Consider the following 20,634-nt stretch of genomic DNA (forward strand, 5'->3'; position numbering starts at 1 on the left):
TTGTCGACGGTCTCCGACAGCTTAGCGATCTTCGCCAGCGGTTCGGCCTGGGCTTTCTCGAGCTTATCGAGGCGGTCGTTGGCGCGATTGAACTGGCTGACGCCAGTCTTCGTGCTGTGCTCGACATTGGCCTTCAGCGCGACGAGATCGGCATCGATCCGCGCGACCGAAGCATCCAGCGCGCTGGTGTCAGCGACTTGCACCGGCGCCTCGGCCGGGCTCGCGAAATGCATCATGCCGGCGGTCGCAAGCGCACCGCTGATGGCGCCGACGCTCGCGGCAATCGCCACCACCGCGGCCATCGCCGACAGGCGCCGCTTGCCGCCGGCCTCGCGCGGCTCGTCCGGCTTCACATGGGGGGCAAAACCCTCGCGGTCCCAGTTGCGCTCCGAGGGCGCCATGACGATGAGCTTGCCGGGCTTCGGCTCGGGCTTGGTCTCGGCTTTGGCTTCGAGCTTCGACAGCTCGATTTTGGAGGCCTCGATCTTCGGCGGCTCCACCTTCACCGAATCCGGCTTGACGGGATCCGCTTTGGGCGGCGCCTCGTGGTCCGGGGCAATCGAGGGGGCCTCGATCCCAGCGGCTTCGACGACGTGCGGCGCGGTCGCAGCAGCTTCGACGCCGGCCTGTTCGCCAGTCCTTTGGGCAGCCTGATCGGGCATTGGTTCGCTCACGGCTCAAATACTCCAGTCGGGGTTGACCTTTTGGTAACTTTCATTGCTTGCGAATTCCTTACCTGCGGACCCGCTTACCGAAATTTTAGGAAGTCATCAGGGGCTGAATTGAGCCGGGAAGATGGAACCGGTGTGGCGAGCGTGAAACAATTTGTAACCGGGGCAAGATGAACGGCGGCGGAATGCGGGCGCTCTCGCAATGCCGGAGTTTGATTATCGCCCGTCCGTCACATCACGACGGGCGCATCCGGCAGCTCGTTGCTCTGCGAGCCCTGCGGCGGAAAATGCCGCGCCAGCTCGCGCGACACCGCCGCGATGCCGTCGATCACACCGCGCTCGAACTGGCCCGACCTGAACTCGGCCTCCATCGCGCGGCAGATGCGCTCCCAGCCTTCGGCACCGACCTTGGCATGAATGCCGCGATCGGCCACGATCTCGACGTCGCGGTCGGCGAGCAGGAGATAGATCAGCACGCCGTTGTTGTGCGCGGTGTCCCAGATGCGTAAGTGCGAGAACACGTCGAGTGCGCGCGCGCGGGCCGGCTGGTTACGGAACAGCGGCGCGCCGTCGAGGGCGCCTTCGACCACGAATCGAACCTGGCCCGAATGGGTGGCTTCACCCTGCTTGATCGCCTGCTCGATGCGGTCGAGCACGGCTGCCGGAAAGACCTGCTTTGCCCGCCAATGATGCTGCACGAGGTGCGTCGCAATGCGCTTGATGCTCATGACCGCTACCAGCTCCCCGAGGCGCCGCCGCCGCCAAAACTGCCGCCACCGCCGCTGAAGCCGCCGCTGCTGGACGAACCGCTGCTCCAGCCGCCCGACGACGAGCCGCTCGACCACGAGCCGCCGCGCGAGCGGCCGGTGCCGGGCGTGATCGCCGAAAACAGGTCGGCGACGAAGCCGATGACGAAGCCGAGACCACCCAGCGCGAGGGCAAGGCCGACGGACCCGAGAATGAACCAGGTCAAGGTCGCAATGATGCCTCCCGTCGCCAATGATCCGAGCAGCCGTCCGAGCGCGGCGCGGAAGGCGCCGCCGATGCCCACCGAGACAAACAGCGTGACGATGAACAGCGGTGCAAGGTCATCGAGACTGCCGAAGCTCACGGTCGGAGAGGGAACCGGCAAGGGCTCGCCGTCGATCACCCGCACCATGCGCTCGACGCCATCGGAGATGCCGCCGGCGAAATCGCCGCTCCTGAATTTCGGCGTGATGATCTCGTCGATGATCCGCCGCGAGGTGACATCGGTGAGCGCGCCTTCGAGACCGTAGCCGACCTCGATGCGCAAATGCCGGTCGTTCTTGGCGACGACGAGGATGGCGCCGTCGTCGATCTTCTTGCGGCCGATTTTCCAGGCCTCCGCGACGCGGATCGAGAACTGCTCGATCGTCTCGGGCTGCGTGGTCGGCACGATCAGGACGGCGATCTGGCTGCCCTTGCGGTTCTCGAAGTCGCGCAGCTTTTGCGACAGCGCCGCGACGTCGCTGCTGGAGAGCGTGCCGGTCTGGTCGACGACGCGCCCGGTGAGCTCGGGGACGGCGACATCGGCGAGGACGGGGAGCGCGAAGGCGAGGAAGAGCGCGATAGCCAGCCATAAGCTCGCTGTCATCGCCCGGCTTGACCGGGCGATCCAGTATTCCAGAGACGCCAGCGGGATGCGGAGAAGCCGCGGCGTACTGGATTCCCCGCCTTCGCGGGGAATGACAGCGGTGGGTGGAGCCTGGCGCATTCGCAAGACGACGCGAGCTTACTTCGACGGTGCCGGCGCCGGATTGAAATCCACCTTCGGCGCGGTCGAGATTTCCTTTTCGTTCGCGACCGAGAAATTCGGCTTCTCCTTGTAGCCGAACATCATCGCGGTGAGATTGCTCGGGAAGGAGCGGATGGTGACGTTATAGTCCTGCACCGACTTGATGTAGCGGTTGCGCGCCACCGTGATGCGGTTCTCGGTGCCCTCGAGCTGCGACATCAAATCCTTGAAGAGCGCGTCCGACTTGAGCTGGGGATAGTTCTCGGTCACCACCAGAAGCCGCGACAGCGCGCTGGACAACTCGCCCTGGGCGGCCTGGAACTTCTGGAAGGCGGCGGGGTCGTTCAGCACCTCGGGCGTTGCCTGGATGCTGCCGACCTTGGCGCGCGCATTGGTGACGCCGAGCAGCACGTCCTTTTCCTGCTGCGCAAAGCCCTTCACCGAATTGACGAGATTGGGCACGAGGTCGGCGCGGCGCTGATACTGGTTCACGACCTCGGACCAGTTGGCCTTGATCTGCTCGTCCTCGCTCTGGATCGCGTTGTAGCCGCAATTGGTGAGGCTCAGCGAGGCCAGCGCCGCCAGCACGGTCAGGATCTTGCGCATCAAATTTCTCCCGGTGGAATCCGGCGCAAACTACCAGATGCGACCCGCAAGGCGCCAGACATCTTGCATCCCTCCCAAGGCGCGAAAAGCAGCCGACTGACGCAAGCCTCTTGCCTATCCCTGACCGACATAGTCAACTCGACGAAACAATTAAGACAGAACTGGGGGAAGCGCGATGACCTCGTTCGAGACCATCCTCGTGGAGCGGCCCGAGCCCGCGATCACAAGGGTCGTGATGAACCGGCCCGAGGCGCGCAACGCGCAGAACCTGCAGATGACCTATGATCTCAACGCCGCCTTCGACGCGGCGGTGCAGGACGATGCGGTCAAGGTCATCATCCTCGCGGGTAACGGCCCGCACTTCTCCTCCGGCCATGATTTGCGCCCCGGCGGCAAGAACACCGCCGGCGTCGATTTCCCGCCGATCGGAAATTGGGGCGGTTTTGCCGAGCCCAACGCCCACGGCCGCTTCGCGCGCGAGCAGGAAATTTATCTCCAGATCACCCGGCGCTGGCGCAACCTTGCCAAGCCCACCGTCGCCGAGGTGCACGGCAAATGCATCGCCGGCGGACTAATGCTGGCCTGGGCCTGCGACCTCATCGTCGCCAGCGACGATGCGCAGTTCTGCGACCCCGTCGTCACCATGGGCGTCTGCGGCGTCGAATGGTTCGTACATCCCTGGGAGCTGGGCCCGCGCAAGGCCAAGGAGTTCCTCTTCACCGCCGACAGCTGGAGCGCGCAGGAGGCGCACCAGCTCGGCATGGTCAACCAGGTCGTGCCGCGGGCCGAGCTGTCATCACGCGTGCTGGAGCTGGCGCGCCGGATCGCGGCAAAGCCATCCTTCGCGCTGAAGATGACCAAGGAAGCCGTCAACCGCTCGGTCGACGTGATGGGCCAACCGGCCGCGATCGACCAGGCGTTTGCGCTGCATCAGCTCTGCCACGCCCACAATCTTCAGGAGTTCGGCATGATCGTCGATCCCTCCGGCCTGCATCCCTCCGTGCGCAAGCCGCCGGCGGCCGCGGAGTAGAACCATGGACCTCAATCTCAGTGACGAGCAGAAGCTGCTGCGCGAGAGCGCGGAGCGTTTCGTGGCCGGCAGCTACAATGCCGATCACCGCCGCAAGATGGCGAACGATCCGCTCGGCTTCAGCCCCGCGGTGTGGAAGCAGTTCGCCGAGCTCGGCTGGCTGGCGCTGCCGCTTCCCGAAGAGTTCGACGGGCTCGGCGGCGGCGCGGTCGAGATCGGCATTTTGATGGAAGCGTTCGGCCGCGGGCTGGTGTCGGAGCCCTATGTCGCGACGGTCGTGCTCGGTGCCGGGCTGCTCGACAGATGCGGCACGGCCGAGCAGAAGCAGGCGAGCCTGCCCAAGGTCGCCGACGGATCGCTGAAGCTCGCCTTTGCGCATTCCGAGCGCGCGGCACGGTTCGACCTCGCCAAGGTCGCGACGTCAGCGACCAAGACCGCGCAAGGCTGGCGGCTGTCCGGCAGCAAGATCGCCGTGCTCGACGGCCATGCCGCCGACGAGATCATCGTCTCCGCGCTGATCCACGACCATCACGGCCCATCGGGACGGATCGGCCTGTTCGTGCTGGCGGCGACGGCCGACGGCCTCGCGATGTCCGACTACGCGCGCCTCGGCGGCGGACGCGCCTGCAACATCGAATTGTCCGACGTGCATCTGCCGGAAGACGCCCTGCTCGGCGACGGCCACGACGCGCTGCCGGCGATCGAATGGGCGGTCGATCGCGCCATGGCCGCGCTGGGGGCGGAGGCCGTCGGCATCATGCAGACGCTGCTGGAGACCACGCTGGACTACACCAAGATCCGCAAACAATTCGGCCGGCCGCTCTCCGCCAACCAGGTGATCCGCCACCGCCTTGCCGACATGGCGATGCAGGTGGACGAAGCGCGATCGATGGCGCTGCGGGCGGCGTTGAAGATGGATGCCGCGCCGACCGAACGGGCCCGGGCGGCGTCAGGCGCGAAGGCCAAAATCGGCAAATGCGCGCGCTTCGTCGGCGAGCAGTCGATCCAGCTTCACGGCGGCATGGGCGTCACCGAGGAGCTCGAGGTCGGCGCCTATTTCAAGCGCCTCGTCGCCTTCGACACGCTGTTCGGCGGCAGCGCGCACCATTATGCCCGCCACGCCGAGCTCGGCCGCAAAGCCTGACACCGGGAGAGCCTCATGGACCTCACCTTCAATGCCGAAGAACGCGCCTTCCAGAGCGAGGTGCGCAGCTTCATCGCCAAAAATCTCACCGATGAGATGAAGCGCGCGACCGCGCTGACGCCGTCGGTGTTCTCCGACCCCGATATCGGCATGGCCTGGCAGCGCGCGCTGCACGCCAACGGCTGGGGCGCGCCGGGCTGGCCGATCGAACACGGCGGACCGGCCTGGACGCCGGCGCAGCGCTGGATCTTCGAGACCGAATGCGCGCGGGCCGGCGTGCCCAATGTCAACGTGATGGGCGTGAAGATGGTCGGGCCCGTCATCATCGGCTTTGGCAGCCCCGAGCAGAAGAACTTTTATCTGCCACGGATCCTCTCCGGCGAGGATTATTGGTGCCAGGGCTATTCCGAGCCGGGCTCCGGCTCCGACCTGTCCTCGCTGAAGACGCGCGCGGTACGCGACGGCGACGACTACATCATCAACGGCACCAAAATCTGGACCACGCACGCCCACCACGCCAACCGCATGTTCGCGCTGGTGCGCACCAGCGACGGCGAGCGTCAGCAGGACGGCATCAGCTTCATCCTGATCGACATGAAGACGCCCGGCATCACCACGCGGCCCATCCTCACCATCGGCGGCGACCACGAGGTCAACCAGGTGTTCTTCGACGACGTCCGCGTGCCCGTGGCCAACCGCGTCGGCGACGAGGGCAAGGGCTGGACCTACGGCAAATATCTGCTCGAGTTCGAGCGCGGCTCGGGCATCGCGTCGGCGAAGCTGCGCGAGGGGTTGAAGGCGATCTCTGATCTTGCCGAATCCGATTTGACGGGCCGCGCGATCGACAGCCCCGATATTGCCAGCCGCATCTCCGAGGTCGAGATCGACATCGACGCGCTGGAGATGACGGAGCTGCGCGTGCTCTCGGCGCTGCAGACCGGGCAAAACCCCGGCGCGGTGTCGTCGATCCTGAAGCTGCGCAACAGCGAGATCAGGCAAGCCGTCACGCGCCTCGGCGTCGACGTGATCGGCCATGACGCCCTCGCCGTCGAGCCGATGCGTCCGCTCTACAAGCTCAACCACGAGCCGCCGACGCCGGAGGAGATGCTGACGGTGGTCCCGGAATATCTCAACGGCCGCGCCTACACGATTTTCGGCGGCACCTCGGAGATCCAGCGCGACATCATCGCGAAGATGATGCTGGGGATTTAGCGCGCGTAGCCCGGATGGAGCGAAGCGCAATCCGGGATGGTGTTTCCGCGAGGCAGCGCTACCGGATTTCGCTTCGCTCCATCCGGGCTACGTCACGGAGTATTTTGCGAACTCTCGCGCTCCAATCTCCGCTGTCGTCCCCGCGAACGCGGGGACCCATAACCACAGGGAGAGGTGGTTGCGGGGACTCGGAGTTGCCGGCGCCCCGGGACGACGACTGAATTTGTCGTGACGGCTCGCGCAACAACGTGCTGCGCTTACCCCGCCGCCTTCGCGTCCTTGATCGCCTTCCACACCTTCTGCGGCGTCAAGGGTGTATTCAGCTGGGTGATGCCGAGCTCGGCGAGCGCGTCCATCACGCCGTTGGTGACGCAAGGAGGGCCGCCGATGGCGCCGGATTCGCCGCAGCCCTTGGCGCCGAGCGGGTTGGTGCGGCAGGGCGCGGAATCGTCCAGCGTCACCACGATCGGCGGCACGTCGTCGGCGCGCGGGATGCAATAGTCCTGGTAGCTCGCGGTGAGGAGCTGGCCGTCGGCATCGTAGGACACGCCCTCATACAGCGCCTGGCCGATGCCTTGCGCCACGCCGCCATGGATCTGCCCGGTGACCAGCATCGGGTTCACGGCGACGCCGACGTCGTCGACGGTGGTGTAGCGCACCACCTTCGAGACACCGGTCTCGGGGTCGATCTCGACCTCACAGATATGCGTGCCGTTCGGCCAGCTCGGGCCGTCGACCTCACCTTCGGAATCGACGCTGAGCTTGGCGCCGCTCTCCTTCTCGGCGAGATCGAACAGGCTGATGCGGCGGTCGGTGCCGACCACGGTGAGCATGCCGCCCTGGTACTCGATGTCCTCGATCGAGGTCTCCAGCACATTCGCCGCCTTCTCGCGCGCCTTCTGAATCAGATCGTTGGAGGAGACCGCAACCGCCGTGCCGCCGACGAACAGCGAGCGCGAGCCGACGCTGCCAAAGCCCTGCGCCAGATCGGTGTCGCCCTGGACCACGTCGATCTTGTCTATGGCGATGCCGAGCGTGTCGGAGATCATCTGGGTGTAGGTGGTCTGCAGCCCCTGCCCCATCGCCATGGTGCCGGAATGCAGCACGACGCGCCCCTGCGAGGTCGCGTGCAGGCTGACCTTCTCGGTGTGGGCGCGGCCGCCGGTCCATTCGATGTAGGAGGTGAGACCGCGGCCGTAGAGCAGGCCCTTCTTCTTCGCCGCCTTCTTGCGCGCGGCAAAGCCGTCCCAATCGGCGAGCTTCACGGCGCGGTCGAGCATGTGCGCGAAGGCGCCGGAATCGTAGACCTGGCCGGCCGCATTGGTGTAGGGCAGCTGCGCCGGCTTGATGTAGTTGGCTTTGCGGATCGCGCGCGGATCCATGCCGATCTTTCGCGCCGCGGCGTCGAACAGTCGCTCGACGATGAACACCGCCTCGGGACGGCCGGCGCCACGATACGCCCCGACCGGTGCGGTGTGGGTCATCACCGACTTCACCTCGAAATGCACCAGCGGCAAATCGTAGACGCCGGTCTGCACGAAGGGCCCGAGCACCAGCGGGATGATGTTCGCCGCACCGGAAGAATAGGCGCCGGTGCAGCCGATCGACTTGACGCGATAGGCCAGCACCTTGCCCTTCTCGTCCAGCGCGAAGGAGGCGGTCGAGGTGAGATCGCGGCCGTGGGTGCCGCCGACGAATTCGTCGGTGCGATCGCCGCGCCAGCGGATCTTCTTGTTCAGCTTGGTCGCGGCATAGGCGACGATGCCGTCCTCGGGATAGAGATTGGTCTTCTGGCCAAAGCCGCCGCCGATATCGCCGACCAGCACGCGGACGCTGTCCTTCGGACGCTTGAGCACGGCTTCGGCCAGCACGTCGCGGGTCGAGGCGGGAGTCTGCGACTGCACGTGCAGCAGGAGGCGGCCGGACTTCTTGTCGATCTCGGCGATGGTCGAGCGCGGCTCCATCGCGGAAGGCACGAGGCGCTGGCTGACGAGATCGAGCTCGACCGTGTGCGCGGCCTTGGCGAAGGCCTCGTCCACCTTGGCGGCATCGCCGTAGGACATCGCGCCGACGATGTTGTCGGGCGCCTCCGGCCACACCACGGGCGCGCCGGGCTTGACGGCCTCGACCGGATCGACCACCGCGGGCTGCACGTCGTATTCGACGACGATCGCCTCGGCCGCGGTCTGTGCCTCAGTGCGCGAGGATGCCACTACCGCGGCGACAGCCTCGCCGGCATAGCGCACGACCTCGTGGGCGAGCAGCCGGCGCGGCGGCACCGTCATCGGCTTGCCGTCCGGGCGCTTGAAGATGCTCAGGGTCGGGATGCTGCCGATATCGTCCTTGACGAGGTCGGCGCCGGTGTAGATCGCGGCAACGCCCGGCATCGACGCTGCGGCGCTGGTGTCGATCGAGACGATTCTGGCGTGGGCATGCGGCGACCGCAGCACATACAACCACAGCGCGCCGTCCTGCGGCTTGTCGTCGATGAATTGCCCCTTCCCGGTCAGCAGCCGCTGGTCTTCCAAACGCTTGACGGGCTGCCCCGCTCCGAAACGCAAATTGCCGGGAAGAATGTTCATTCCGTGGGGTCCTCAGGGTCTTTTCGAAATTACGGGCAGCCTTTTAGCGGATCGAGCAGAGGCATGCCAGCCGCGGTTTTGGGCGGAAAACCCGCCGGATTTGTCATGCCGGGGTAGCGGCTATGCCAACTCGTTCAACGCCGCCTCGACCACCTTGCGCGCATCCGCCGCCAGCGGGGCCTGGGGCGGGACGGGATCGCCGACGTCGTAGCCCTGGATCGAAAGTCCGGCCTTGATGCAGGCGGCGAGGTTGAAGCGGGCGAAGGCCTCGTTGATGCGCCACAGCCGGCGTTGCAGCGCCATGGCCTCGTCCCAGCGGCCGGCCTTGCCGAGCTCGTAGAGCTTGACGCTCTGGCGCGGGATGATGCAGGCCGGGCCCGCCATCCAGCCGAGGCCGCCGATCAGCATCACCGCGGCCGGGATGTGGGCGGAGGCCGAGAACACGCGCAGGGAATCGCCGCACCGGTTCATGATCGAGAGCAGCCGGCCGGTGTTGGTCGAGGCGTCCTTGATGTAGCCGATGCGCGGATGCTCGGCGAGCCGCGCAATGGTGTCGAGCGTGAGGTCGGAGCGCTGGAATTGCGGATTGGTGTAGATGACGACGGGGATGTCGACGGCATCCGCGATGGCGCGGAAGTAGGATTCGACCTGCGCGTCACTCAGCGGAAAATACGCTTCCAGGATCGCCAGGATGCCGTCGGCGCCGAGCTTCTGATAGGCCTTCGCCTGCGCCACCGCATCCGCCGTCGAGGTCGAGGCGACGCCGGCAATGACAGGCACCCGGCCTTTCGCGGCTTCGATCGTGGTCTGGACGATCGCCGTCCGTTGCGCGGCATTGAGATAGGCGAATTCGCCGGTCGAGCCGAGCGGCGTCAAGCCGTGCACGCCGGCGCCGATCAGATCGTCGCAGAGCTTGGCGAGCACTTCGGTGCGCACGCTGCCGTCGGCATCGACGGGAGAAACGAGATAGGGGAAGACGCCGTGGAATTCGGACATGTCGGTGAGGGCCCCGGAGCTGGTTTGCGCCTGACCGGTCTTACCAACGCTCGCTCCGGCGATCAAACCCTGAGCAGGCGCACCCGCGTGCCCCAGGGATCGACGGCCTCGACGCCGCCCGCAAGCGCCGTCACCTGCACGCCTCCCTTGCGCAGGCGCTGCTCCTGGGCGGCGAGAATGTCCGGCTTGTCCGTCACCAGCGAGAACCAGGCAAGGCCGGTCATCTGATCGTCGCGCAGGCCCGCGCCCTCGCTCTGCCAGACGTTCATGCCGAGGTGATGGTGATAGCGGCCCGACGACAGGAACGCCGCGCCACTGCGGCTGCGGGTCGGATCGAGGCCGATGGTGCCGTGATAGAAGTTGCCGGCCTGCGCGAGATCGCCGACGCGCAGATGCATGTGGCCGACGCGCATGCCGTCCGGCGCCTTGGCGTAGTCGGGCACCCGCGGGTTGGTCAGCGACAGCAAATCGGGAATGTTGAGTTCGTCGCTCGCCATCTTCACGCTGCCCTCGCTCCATTGCCATTGCGAGGGATCGCGGTCGGCATAGACCTCGATGCCGTTGCCTTCGGGGTCGTCGAGATAAACGGACTCGCTGACGAGATGATCGGCAAAGCCCGACAGCTTCACGCGGTGCGAGGCGGCGTGCACCAGCCAGCGCGCCAGGTCCTTGCGGGTCGGCATCAGGAAAGCGGTGTGGTAGAGGCCGGCGGCGTTGCGCGGCTCGATGGCCGCATCGGGGCGGGCCTCCAGCACCAGCAGCGTGATGCCCGATGTACCGAGCCTTGCGGCGGCGGCCGAGCGCTCCATCACGGTGAGACCGATCACGTCGCGGTAGTAATCGGCAACCTTGTCGAGGTTCTTCACCCGCAGCGTCACCATGCCGACCCGCATCGGCGTGCGGCTGGCATAGGTCGGCCCGCCGCCCTGCGGTGCGCCCTCGGCACGCGCCGCAGCCGCGGCGGCCATCGCGAGCGAGGTCGCGCCGGCGAGTTGCAGCAGGGTCCGGCGGGTGAGGTCGATGGTCATCGGTGGAGGCTCGCTGAAATGCTTGAGGCGATAGAACGCAATCGGCCGATTGCTACACGTTCCCGTGAGACGCTCCCAATCACATGTTCGTCGGCCGTGATCCCAGGAGCGCCCCTCCCTGTCCTGGCCACCCGGCCAGTTTCGCAATCGCCCGTGACATCCCAGATTGAGGACAACTTACAGGAGCTGACCATGACCGACCTTACCTCGCTGTCGTCCGCGCTCGCGGAATTGGTGGCGCGCACCGCGCCCTCTGTCGTGTCCGTCCATTCGCATCGCTCCCGCGCGACCGGCTTCGTCTGGAAAAGCGGCCTGATCGTCACCGCCGACGAGGCGCTGGCCGACGAGGGCGAGGTCGAGATCGGCCTTGCCGATGGCAGCCGGGTCGCCGCCACGATCGTGGGCCGCGACCACACCACCGACATCGCACTGCTGCGTGCCGACGTCGCCACGGCCCCGGTCAAGCTCGCCGCAGCCGTGCCGCCGCTTGGCGCCTTGGCGGTCGTGGTTGCCACCAACCGCGACACGCCGAGCGCGGCGCTCGGGATGGTGTCGGCCTCCGGGAGCGGCTGGCGCTCCCTGCGCGGCGGCGAGATCGACGCGCGGATCGAGCTCGACGTTCGTCTGCGTCCCGCCCAGCAGGGCGGCCTTGCGCTCGATGCTTCGGGAGCGGCGTTCGGCATGGCCGTGCTTGGTCCGCGGCGCGTGCTGGTGATCCCGACCGCGACGATCGAACGCGTTGCGGCCCAGCTCGAGACGCGCGGCCGCATCGCGCGCGGCTATCTCGGCCTCGGGCTGCAGCCGGTCCGGCTCGACGACGGCGTCGGCGCGATGGTGATGAACGTCGACAAGGCCGGGCCGTCGGCCACGGCCGGCATCCGCCAGGGCGACGTGATCGTCGCGGTCAACGACCAGAAACTGTCGGGCGTGCGTGCGCTGTCGCGAACGCTGGGGCCGGCGAGCGTCGGCGCGGTGGTCGAGATCGCGGCGCGCCGGGGCGGCGAGCCGGTCAGCTTCAAGGTCACGGTCGGCGAGAGGCCGGAGGCGTGAGCGAGGACAAGGCACCGGAGATCGTGCTCGCACTGGAGATAGACGATCCCGCCCTCGCCGATCGCCTGGCGGTGCTGCTCGGCCATGTCGACGGGCTTCGCCTTGCCGGGCCCGGCGAGGCAGCCGCGGCGACGATCGTCGCCCGCGATCCGCGCATCATACCCGACGACATCGCGCTGACGCAGCGCGAGCTCGACGTGCTGGCGCTGATGGCCGAGGGCGCCTCCAACAAGATGATCGCCCGCCGGCTCGGCATCTCCGTGCACACCGTCAAATTCCATGTCGGCTCGCTGCTGGACAAGCTCGATGCCACCGGTCGCACCGATGCGGTGGCGCATGCGGCGCGACGCGGCGTGATCGAGCTGTAGTGCCGACGGCGACGGGTCGAGCCACCCAATAGGTCGCGTAGCCTGGATGGAGCGAAGCGCAATCCGGGACGGTCCCCGCATTCCGCTTCGCTCCATGCGGGCTACGACGCACTCACACCCGCTTGCCGTTGTTCTTTTCCGCGGCCCTGCGCAGCGCTTCGGCGAGGGCGCCGCCGCCGGAAGACGACTCCTGCTTGCGCGGGGCCGAGGAGGTCATGCGGTTGGCGTTGCGCGCGCTATTGTCGCGCTGCATGCCGGGAGCGTCCTTCTTGGCACCGACTTCGTCGTCCAGACGCAAGGTCAGCGAGATGCGCTTGCGCGCGACCTCGAAGTCCAGCACCTTTACCTTGACGATGTCGCCCGGCTTCACCACCTCGCGCGGGTCCTTGATGTAGGTCTTTGACATCGCCGAGATGTGCACGAGGCCGTCCTGGTGCACGCCGATGTCGACGAAGGCGCCGAACGCGGCGACGTTGGTCACGGTGCCCTCGAGGATCATGCCCTTCTTGAGGTCCTTGATCTCCTCGACGCCCTCCTTGAACACCGCGGCCTTGAACGCCGGACGCGGATCGCGGCCGGGCTTTTCCAATTCCTTCAAGATGTCGGTGACGGTCGGCAGGCCGAAGGTCTCGTCGACGAAATCCTTCGGCTTCAAGGTGCGCACGATCTCGCTGGAGCCGATCAGCGCCTTGATGTCGCTCTTGGTCGCCGCGAGGATGCGGCGCACCACCGGATAGGCTTCCGGATGCACACCGGACGCATCGAGCGGATCCTCGCCGCCGAGGATGCGCAGGAAGCCCGCGCACTGCTCGAACGCCTTCGGGCCGAGCCGCGGCACCTCCTTCAGCGCCTTGCGCGACTTGAACGGGCCGTTGGCGTCGCGGTGCGCCACGATGCTCTGGGCCAGACCGGAGCCGACGCCCGACACGCGCGCGAGCAGCGGCGCCGAGGCGGTGTTGACGTCGACGCCGACCGCGTTCACGCAATCTTCGACCACCGCGTCGAGCGACTTGGCGAGCTTGGCCTGGCCGAGATCGTGCTGATACTGACCGACGCCGATCGCCTTGGGCTCGATCTTGACGAGCTCGGCGAGCGGGTCCTGCAGACGACGCGCGATCGAGACGGCGCCGCGCAGCGTGACGTCGAGACCCGGCAGCTCTTCCGAAGCGAAGGCGGACGCCGAATAGACCGACGCGCCGGCCTCCGACACCACGATCTTGGACATCTTCAGCTCGGCCAGACCCTTGACGAGATCGCCTGCGAGCTTGTCGGTCTCGCGCGAGGCGGTGCCGTTGCCGATCGCGATCAGCTCGACCTTGTGCTTCATCGCGAGCCGGCCGAGCGTCGCGAGCGACTCGTTCCACTGCCGCTGCGGCTCGTGCGGATAGATCACCGCGGTATCGACGACCTTGCCGGTCGCATCGGTGACGGCGACCTTGACGCCGGTGCGGTAGCCGGGATCGAGCCCCATGGTGACGCGGGTGCCGGCCGGCGCGGCCAGCAGCAGGTCTCGCAAGTTCGAGGCGAACACGCGCACTGCCTCGGTCTCCGCCGCGTTCCACAGCCGCATGCGCAGGTCGATGTTGAGATGCACCTGGATCTTGGTGCGCCAGGCCCAGCGCACGGTGTCGATCAGCCAGCGGTCGCCGGGGCGCTTGAGGTCGGCGATGCCGAACCGCTTCATGATCTTCAGCTCATAGGCGCCCGGCACGCCGGCAGGCGGCGCTTCCTCCGCCTGGATCTGCAGATCGAGGATCTCTTCCTTCTCGCCGCGGAACATCGCGAGGATGCGGTGCGAGGGCAGCTTGGTCAGAGGCTCCGAGAAATCGAAATAGTCGGCGAACTTCTCGCCCTCGGTCTTCTTGCCGTCGCGGACCTTGGAGGCCATGCGCGCATTGGTCCACATCTCCTCGCGCAGCGCGCCGATCAGATCGGCGTCCTCGTCGAAACGCTCGACCAGGATGGCGCGGGCGCCGTCGAGCGCAGCTGTCGTATCCGCAACGCCCTTCTCGGCGTTGACGAAGCCTTCGGCCACGACCTTCGGATCGTTGCCGGGCTCGGCCATCAGCTGATTGGCGAGCGGCTCGAGGCCGGCTTCCTTGGCGATCTCAGCCTTGGTGCGGCGCTTCGGCTTGAATGGCAGGTAGATGTCCTCGAGGCGGGCCTTGCTGTCGGCCGCCATGATCGAGGCTTCCAGCGCGGCATCGAGCTTGCCCTGCTCGCGCACTGATTCGAGGATGGCCTTGCGGCGGTCTTCGAGCTCGCGCAAGTAAACCAGGCGCTCCTCCAGGGTACGCAATTGCGCGTCGTCGAGCGCACCGGTCGCTTCCTTGCGGTAGCGGGCGATGAAGGGAACCGTGGCGCCGCCGTCGAGCAGCGTCACCGCCGCCTCGACCTGCTCGGCCCGAACCCCAAGCTCCTGCGCAATTTTCTGGTTGATATTTGCCACGCGAGAATTCCTCTATCCAAGCACGCAACGCGGCGGCGAACCACCGGCCACGGGACGCCGCTTATGGACCAACCGGGGTCGATTCATCAAGGTACGAAGCAGCATCGTCGACAGGGGATTTTTTTGTCGAGATGATGCGATCTCGCCACATTCATGGGGACGTGCTGCTCTCGTGTCCCGGACGCGCTGCAGCGTTCTTACGCTGCTGCGCAGAGCCGAGACCCAAAAGCGGCACGGCATGCGGCGACATGGGCCCCGGCTCTGCAGCGCACCAGCCCGAACGATGCTTCGCATCGCCGGGGCCGCTGCGCTGCGTCCGGGGCACGAGACGCGTGGGCACGCTTGCGCTTTGCCCACCCTGCCCTGTCGGTGATTTTGACTCGCAGACATGCCTTCTCCTCCTCGCGGCTTGTTTCGCCCGAGTTTTACTGTCCTCTTCACGCCCTTATCGCGAAAGGGCGCAGGGAAGGCCGGGCGCCGGCTGGCACCCGCTTGTCCGTCGTGCGATGAGAATGCACACGCAATGCACAACGGATGACAGGTGAAGCCGGAACGTCCGGCCTTCCCTGCGCGATGTTTGACGGCGTATGGCGCGCTCTCCCGGGAGCCGACTTTTCCTTTGGCCTCCCTCGTCCTCGCGAATTGACGGTGCGCTTTGCCCGGTTGGGCTCCACGCACCTCCGCAAGGCTTGACTGTAGCAACGACAGCCAGGACCACGCGATTTGGCCGTACGCTTCAGCGCCGTTCGTCCGCACGCGGCCGGATCTCACGGGGGTCTCCCGCCCTGCTCCGCCTCTCGTGCACGACGCTGCCGCGTCCACCGCTCCCCGATCCGCGGTTCGAAACGACGTACGACCGCCCCTTTCGCCGGATCAGGATGGACGACACATACGCCGAAACCGAATTTCGGTAAAGTAGAATATTTCGACCGGCATTGATTGACCCAGCGCTCGTGTGTTTTGCCCGCCGGTAACGCAAGCCCTCGTGGCGGCGATGGAGCTTGCGGCTTGACATGCGCCCCGGTTCCACGGCTGGTTGGCTCGCCGGACCACCGAACTGCCCACGAGGACCATCCATGCGGACCACATCGGTCGGCGTCATCAGGATCGCCACCAGGGGACCCGGCGACGTTTCCGGCCTCATGAAAATGATCGATGCCGGCGCCATCGATCCAAACGAGATACTCGCCGTCCTCGGCAAGACTGAAGGCAATGGCGGCGTCAACGACTTTACCCGTGAGTATGCCGTCACCGCCCTCTGCGCGGCGCTGGCGCCACGGCTCGGCCTGACGCCACATGAGGTGGAGCAGCGCATCGCGTTCGTGATGTCGGGCGGCACCGAGGGCGTGCTCAGCCCGCACATCACGGTGTTTACGCGCGAGGAGATCGGGAGGCCGCTCGCCGGCATCTCCGGCAGGCGCCTGAGCATCGGCATGGCGCAGACCCGCGATTTCCTGCCCGAGGAGCTTGGCCGTTCCGCGCAGATCAATGAGACCGCCAAGGCCGTGAAGGCCGCGATGGCGGATGCCGGCATCGCCGATCCCGCTGACGTCCATTTCGTGCAGATCAAATGCCCGCTGCTCACCAGCGAGCGCGTGGAGGCGGCCGCCGCGCGCGGCAACAAGACCGCGACGATCAGCGCTTACAGCTCGATGGCCTATTCGCGCGGCGCCTCCGCGCTCGGGGTTGCGGTCGCACTTGGCGAGGTCACATCCGACATTCGCGATGAGGACGTGCTGCGGCGTTATGATCTTTTCTCGAAGGTCGCCTCGACCTCGTCCGGAATCGAGCTGATGCACAACGTCGTCATCGTGCTCGGAAATTCGGACATTTCAGCCAGCGAGTTCGTGATCGGGCATGCCGTGATGAACGATGCAATCGATGCGCCCGCGGTGGTATCTGCGTTGCAGAGCGTCGGGCTTGGAATCGCGCCGCGTGCAGAAGCAGGTCGCGAGCTCGTCAACATCTTCGCCAAGGCCGAGGCTTCGCCCGATGGCAGCGTGCGCGGCTTCCGTCACACCATGCTGGAAGATACCGACATCAGCTCGACACGCCATGCCCGCGCGGCGGTCGGCGGCTTGATCGCAGGCCTTGCCGGCACCGGGGTGGTCTATGTTTCCGGCGGCGCCGAACATCAAGGGCCGGCCGGCGGCGGACCCATTGCCGTCATCGCAAAGCTCTCGAGTTGATGCGTGCGCATGTAACACGGGTTTGCAGCCGACCTCTCCATCCGACGCAACCCTGCCCTTCGCCCTGAATCAGTTGATTAAAGTGTTCCTGTGCGAAACTAAGGTGGCGCCGCACGAAGGGGTTTGGACCACATGACTTTGCCGATGACCTGGAACGAATGGGCGCAGCACGATGGCGTCGCGCTGGCGGGGCGTGTCCGCAAGGGCGAGCTGACGGCGAAGGAATTGGCGCGCCAGGCGGCCGCGGGCGTCGCCAAGGTCAATCCGGCCCTGTCCGGCGTGGTCGAGCTGTTCGAGGACGTCATCGCCGATCCCGCCAAGGACGGCGCCAATCTCGCAGGTCCGTTCGCCGGCCTGCCCTTCCTGATGAAGGATCTCGGGCCGACCATGAAGGGCCGGCTGCAGGAGATGGGCTCGCTGCTGATGCGCGGCAATCGTGCCGCGGCCGATACCTTCCTCACCGGTAAATTCCGCCAGGCCGGTCTCAATCTGATCGGCCGCACCACGACGCCGGAATTCGGCGTGTGCTCCTCGGCCGACAATCCCGCGGTCTACGTCACCCGCAATCCCTGGAATACCGACTACACCACGTGCGGATCGTCCGCAGGCAGCGCGGCGATGGTCGCCGCCGGCGTGGTGCCGATCGCGCATGCCACCGACGGCGGCGGCTCGATCCGCATTCCCGCCGGCGTCAACGGCAATATCGGTTTGAAAGTCTCGCGCGGCGTATTCTCACTGGCGCCGCACATGTCGGACCTCACCGGGCTCGTCTCGATCCAGGGCTGCCAGTCGCGCAGCGTGCGCGACACCGCCGCGTTCGTCGATCATGCCAGGGGACCTGCGCCCGGCGAGTTCATGCCATTCTGGACCACGGCGCAGCCTTATACCGAGATGATCAAGCGCGATCCGGGCAAGCTTCGCATCGCGCTGTCGCACAGTTGGGGCAATTACACCGCAACGCCGGAGCTCGCAGCCGAGCTGGAGAAGGCCGGCCGTTTCCTCGAAGGCCTCGGCCATCACGTCGACTATGCGCTGCCGGAGATCGACCTGCCCGCCGCCTTCGAGGCACAGACCACCTGCTACATCTCGAACTTCGCGGTGGTGATCTCCAACATGCTCGCCGCGCGCGGGCTCACGAGCCCGCCGGAAGATCTGATCGAGCCGATGAATATCCGGATCTGGGAAGCCGGCCGGCACACGACCTTCGCCGAGCGCGCGAAGATGCAGGGCGTGTTCAACACGACGTCGCGCGGCTTCGGCGCCTTCTTCGAGCAGTGGGACGTCATCCTGACGCCGATCACCGCGCTGCCGACACCGAAGGTCGGCACCAGGGAATATCTCACCATCTCAGACAATCCTGATGTGCGCGACTGGTTCGAAAATCTCTGGCGCTTCTTCGCCTTCACCCCGCTTGCCAATCTCTGCGGCATGCCCGCGATCTCGATGCCGATGGCCATGCAAGACCACGGCCTGCCGCTTGGCATCCAGGCGATCGCGAAGCAGGCGGGTGACGGCCTGCTGCTGCAGCTCGCCGCCCAGATCGAGCGCGCGCTCGACGGCAAGTGGAATGGTGGCAAGAAGCCGAAGGTGCATGTGAGCTGAGGCGAAGCCGGTCAGGTAGCCTTGTAGCCCGGATGGAGCCAACGGGTCGGCGCAAAGCGCCGCCCGATGACAGGCTCCGCGTAATCCGGGGAACGGCGACAAAGACTCCCGGATTACGCTTCGCTCCATCCGGGCTACGCGCCCAATCGTCAAAAAATGCCTAGCTCAGTTCTTCACCGCCGGAATCTCCTCCGCCACCGGCTGCTGCTGGCCCTGCTTGTACATCGCCAGCGCCTTGTCGAGCGCTTCGCGCAGCGCCAGCGCGGCGGCCACGCTGCAACGTAAGTGCGCGGTCTGGACCACGTCGACCCTGACGGCGGCGCCGACCGGCATCAGGAGGTTCGCGGCGAGCTCGATCTGGATCGCGCCGTTGTGATGGCCGAAGCAGGACGCACCGTCGAAATAGATGATCGGGGCGCGCTCCGAGCTGGAGCTCGAAATGGTGACGGGCCCCTGATTGGCGGCGGGCGTTTCGGGGTCGGCCATGGGCGCTCCTTGCAGCTCAACGACGAACGAAGCGCCCACCATCGGTGCTTTGGCCCGCCCTGTCGAGGCCCATTCAGGGGTTTTGCGCGGCGCCCGACACTGGTCTAGAACGTCCCCATGAGCACCAATCCGACCACGCTGCCATTCGAGGAACTCGCCGAGGCGATCAAGGGCCGCCGCTCCGACTACGGCCATATCAGCGGACTGCAGCTCGACCGTTTCGCGCCTGCCGAGGCCTGGTCCAGCCTGCCCTACCGGCCCGTCTTCGTCGGCGACACCGAGACCGGCGTGCTGCATGGCGGCGTCGTCACCGCGATGCTGGACGAGAGCTGCGGCATGGCGGTGCAGCTTGCGCTCGACGGCACGCGCGCGATCGCGACGCTCGACCTGCGCATCGACTATCAGAAGCCGGCGACGCCGGGCCTCGACATCAAGGCGCATTCGGTCTGCTACCGTACCACGCGCTCGATCGCCTTCGTGCGCTCCACCGCCTATCAGGAATCCGAGGACGATCCGGTGGCGACCGCGACCGCCTGCTTCATGGTCGGCGCCAACCGCACCAACATGCTCGCCGATCGCAGGATGAGTGCGCTGGACATAGCGGCGCTGGAGGCGCCGGAGGATCCGGACGGGCCGTTCGCACGCAGCCCCTTTGCGCGCTGGCTCGGCATCCGCGTCAACGACGATGGCACGCTGACGATGCCGTTCTCACCAAAGATCATCGGCAATCCGATCCTGCCCGCGATCCATGGCGGCATGACCGGCGCCTTCCTCGAAACCACCGCCGTCATCGGAGTCGGGCGCGAGCTCGCCACGGCCGCGCCGCCCAAGCCGATCGGGCTCACCGTCAATTATTTGCGCTCCGGCCGGGCGCTCGACACGTTCGCCAACGTCTCGATCGTGAAGCAGGGCCGCCGCATCGTCGCCTTCGAGGCACGCGCCTGGCAGGACGATGCGGAGAAGCCGATCGCCACCGCTTTCGGTCATTTCATGCTGCGCCCGACGCCGGGACATGACGAGGAATGAGCGCATTTTGACTTGACGGCCGCGGCTCCGGCCACAACGATAGCGCGTTCCTGCGAGAGGTATTGGATTGCGGCATCCGCTCGACATCGTCGCCATGTTCGCCGCGCTCTGGCTGCTGGCCGCGATGATGCTCGACGCGTTGACGCCGAAGGAGCTGAACGCGGTCATGATCGCGGTTGCGATCGGCCCCGCCATCGTCACCACCGCCGTGTTCTACTATTTGCGCTGTCCGCGGACCGACTTCGCGGTGATGTTCGCGGCGCTCTGGCTGATCTCGGACATCGCCATCGCCTTCATCTCACCGGCGCAGCTGCCGCATTTCCTGATCGTGCTCGGGTTCGTGCCGGCGCTGCTGATCGGCGGCGTGCTGCACTGGCAACGCCTCCAGCGCCGTGAGCAGCGGCTGCCCGCGCCTTCGGTGAAGCGGGGCTGAGGCCGT

18 protein-coding genes are annotated in these 20,634 nt (G+C 66.5%); 9 read left to right on the plus strand and 9 right to left on the minus strand.

The window, feature by feature from the left end; translation table 11 throughout:
- The 4 genes from SE92_RS17730 to SE92_RS17745 form a co-directional block, all read right to left on the minus strand.
- Positions 1–662 (minus strand): hypothetical protein (locus SE92_RS17730; protein WP_063196995.1); only part of this gene is annotated, 662 nt, incomplete at its 3' end.
- Between the two features lie 239 nt (positions 663–901).
- Complete coding sequence (locus SE92_RS17735) at positions 902–1,399, minus strand: TPM domain-containing protein (protein ID WP_063196997.1); 498 nt, start codon at positions 1,397–1,399, stop codon at positions 902–904.
- A gap of 5 nt (positions 1,400–1,404) precedes the next feature.
- Entirely contained in the window at positions 1,405–2,286 is an 882-nt protein-coding gene (locus SE92_RS17740; RefSeq protein ID WP_063196999.1) for a TPM domain-containing protein, read from the minus strand.
- Positions 2,287–2,424: 138 nt separating this feature from the next.
- Positions 2,425–3,033 (minus strand): LemA family protein, encoded by a 609-nt coding sequence (locus SE92_RS17745; RefSeq protein WP_063197001.1) that lies wholly within the window; start codon positions 3,031–3,033, stop codon positions 2,425–2,427.
- A 175-nt stretch (positions 3,034–3,208) separates the two neighbouring features.
- On the opposite strand from SE92_RS17745, the gene SE92_RS17750 reads away from it, so the two are divergent.
- Genes SE92_RS17750 through SE92_RS17760 form a run of 3 tightly spaced genes read left to right on the plus strand, consistent with a single transcriptional unit; the run spans position 3,209 to position 6,419 of the window.
- On the plus strand, positions 3,209–4,063 hold the full coding sequence (locus SE92_RS17750; RefSeq protein ID WP_063197003.1) for an enoyl-CoA hydratase: 855 nt from the start codon (positions 3,209–3,211) through the stop codon (positions 4,061–4,063).
- 4 nt (positions 4,064–4,067) lie between these two features.
- Positions 4,068–5,207 (plus strand): acyl-CoA dehydrogenase family protein, encoded by a 1,140-nt coding sequence (locus tag SE92_RS17755; protein ID WP_063197005.1) that lies wholly within the window; start codon positions 4,068–4,070, stop codon positions 5,205–5,207.
- Between the two features lie 15 nt (positions 5,208–5,222).
- Positions 5,223–6,419, plus strand: a complete 1,197-nt coding sequence (locus tag SE92_RS17760) for an acyl-CoA dehydrogenase family protein (RefSeq protein WP_063197007.1) — start codon at positions 5,223–5,225, stop codon at positions 6,417–6,419.
- A gap of 257 nt (positions 6,420–6,676) precedes the next feature.
- Here the strand turns inward: SE92_RS17760 and SE92_RS17765 are convergent, their stop codons facing one another.
- From SE92_RS17765 to SE92_RS17775, 3 genes are all read right to left on the minus strand, one after another.
- Positions 6,677–9,001 (minus strand): xanthine dehydrogenase family protein molybdopterin-binding subunit, encoded by a 2,325-nt coding sequence (locus SE92_RS17765; RefSeq protein WP_063197009.1) that lies wholly within the window; start codon positions 8,999–9,001, stop codon positions 6,677–6,679.
- Positions 9,002–9,121: 120 nt separating this feature from the next.
- The gene (locus SE92_RS17770; protein ID WP_063203601.1) at positions 9,122–9,997 is read right to left on the minus strand and encodes a dihydrodipicolinate synthase family protein; all 876 of its coding nucleotides are present in this window, start codon (positions 9,995–9,997) and stop codon (positions 9,122–9,124) included.
- Positions 9,998–10,059: 62 nt separating this feature from the next.
- The gene (locus tag SE92_RS17775; RefSeq protein ID WP_063197011.1) at positions 10,060–11,025 is read right to left on the minus strand and encodes a VOC family protein; all 966 of its coding nucleotides are present in this window, start codon (positions 11,023–11,025) and stop codon (positions 10,060–10,062) included.
- A gap of 192 nt (positions 11,026–11,217) precedes the next feature.
- Between SE92_RS17775 and SE92_RS17780 the strand changes: the two genes are divergently transcribed.
- Both SE92_RS17780 and SE92_RS17785 read left to right on the plus strand, forming a co-directional pair.
- On the plus strand, positions 11,218–12,075 hold the full coding sequence (locus SE92_RS17780; RefSeq protein WP_063197013.1) for a S1C family serine protease: 858 nt from the start codon (positions 11,218–11,220) through the stop codon (positions 12,073–12,075).
- Entirely contained in the window at positions 12,072–12,443 is a 372-nt protein-coding gene (locus tag SE92_RS17785; RefSeq protein ID WP_063197015.1) for a response regulator transcription factor, read from the plus strand. Before SE92_RS17780 ends, SE92_RS17785 begins: the two co-directional genes overlap by 4 nt.
- A gap of 112 nt (positions 12,444–12,555) precedes the next feature.
- Here the strand turns inward: SE92_RS17785 and SE92_RS17790 are convergent, their stop codons facing one another.
- The gene (locus tag SE92_RS17790; protein ID WP_063197017.1) at positions 12,556–14,892 is read right to left on the minus strand and encodes a Tex family protein; all 2,337 of its coding nucleotides are present in this window, start codon (positions 14,890–14,892) and stop codon (positions 12,556–12,558) included.
- A 1,076-nt stretch (positions 14,893–15,968) separates the two neighbouring features.
- On the opposite strand from SE92_RS17790, the gene atzD reads away from it, so the two are divergent.
- Together atzD and SE92_RS17800 are read left to right on the plus strand one after the other, a co-directional pair.
- Positions 15,969–17,081, plus strand: a complete 1,113-nt coding sequence (gene atzD, locus SE92_RS17795) for a cyanuric acid amidohydrolase (RefSeq protein WP_063197019.1) — start codon at positions 15,969–15,971, stop codon at positions 17,079–17,081.
- A gap of 132 nt (positions 17,082–17,213) precedes the next feature.
- A complete protein-coding gene (locus tag SE92_RS17800; protein ID WP_063197021.1) occupies positions 17,214–18,683 on the plus strand; it encodes an amidase in 1,470 nt (489 codons plus the stop codon).
- Positions 18,684–18,848: 165 nt separating this feature from the next.
- On the opposite strand, the gene SE92_RS36710 is transcribed toward SE92_RS17800, so the two are convergent.
- On the minus strand, positions 18,849–19,169 hold the full coding sequence (locus SE92_RS36710) for a hypothetical protein (RefSeq protein ID WP_063203602.1): 321 nt from the start codon (positions 19,167–19,169) through the stop codon (positions 18,849–18,851).
- A 117-nt stretch (positions 19,170–19,286) separates the two neighbouring features.
- Here SE92_RS36710 and SE92_RS17810 point away from each other — a divergent pair, with 117 nt between their 5' ends.
- Positions 19,287–20,195 carry a PaaI family thioesterase gene (locus SE92_RS17810; protein WP_063197023.1) on the plus strand — a complete coding sequence of 303 codons (909 nt, stop codon included), beginning with the start codon at positions 19,287–19,289 and terminating at the stop codon, positions 20,193–20,195.
- 67 nt (positions 20,196–20,262) lie between these two features.
- On the plus strand, positions 20,263–20,628 hold the full coding sequence (locus SE92_RS17815; RefSeq protein ID WP_063197025.1) for a hypothetical protein: 366 nt from the start codon (positions 20,263–20,265) through the stop codon (positions 20,626–20,628).
- The last annotated feature ends 6 nt before the right edge of the window (positions 20,629–20,634 follow it).

It is taken from the genome of Bradyrhizobium sp. AT1, from assembly GCF_001590795.1.
GTDB lineage: Bacteria > Pseudomonadota > Alphaproteobacteria > Rhizobiales > Xanthobacteraceae > Bradyrhizobium.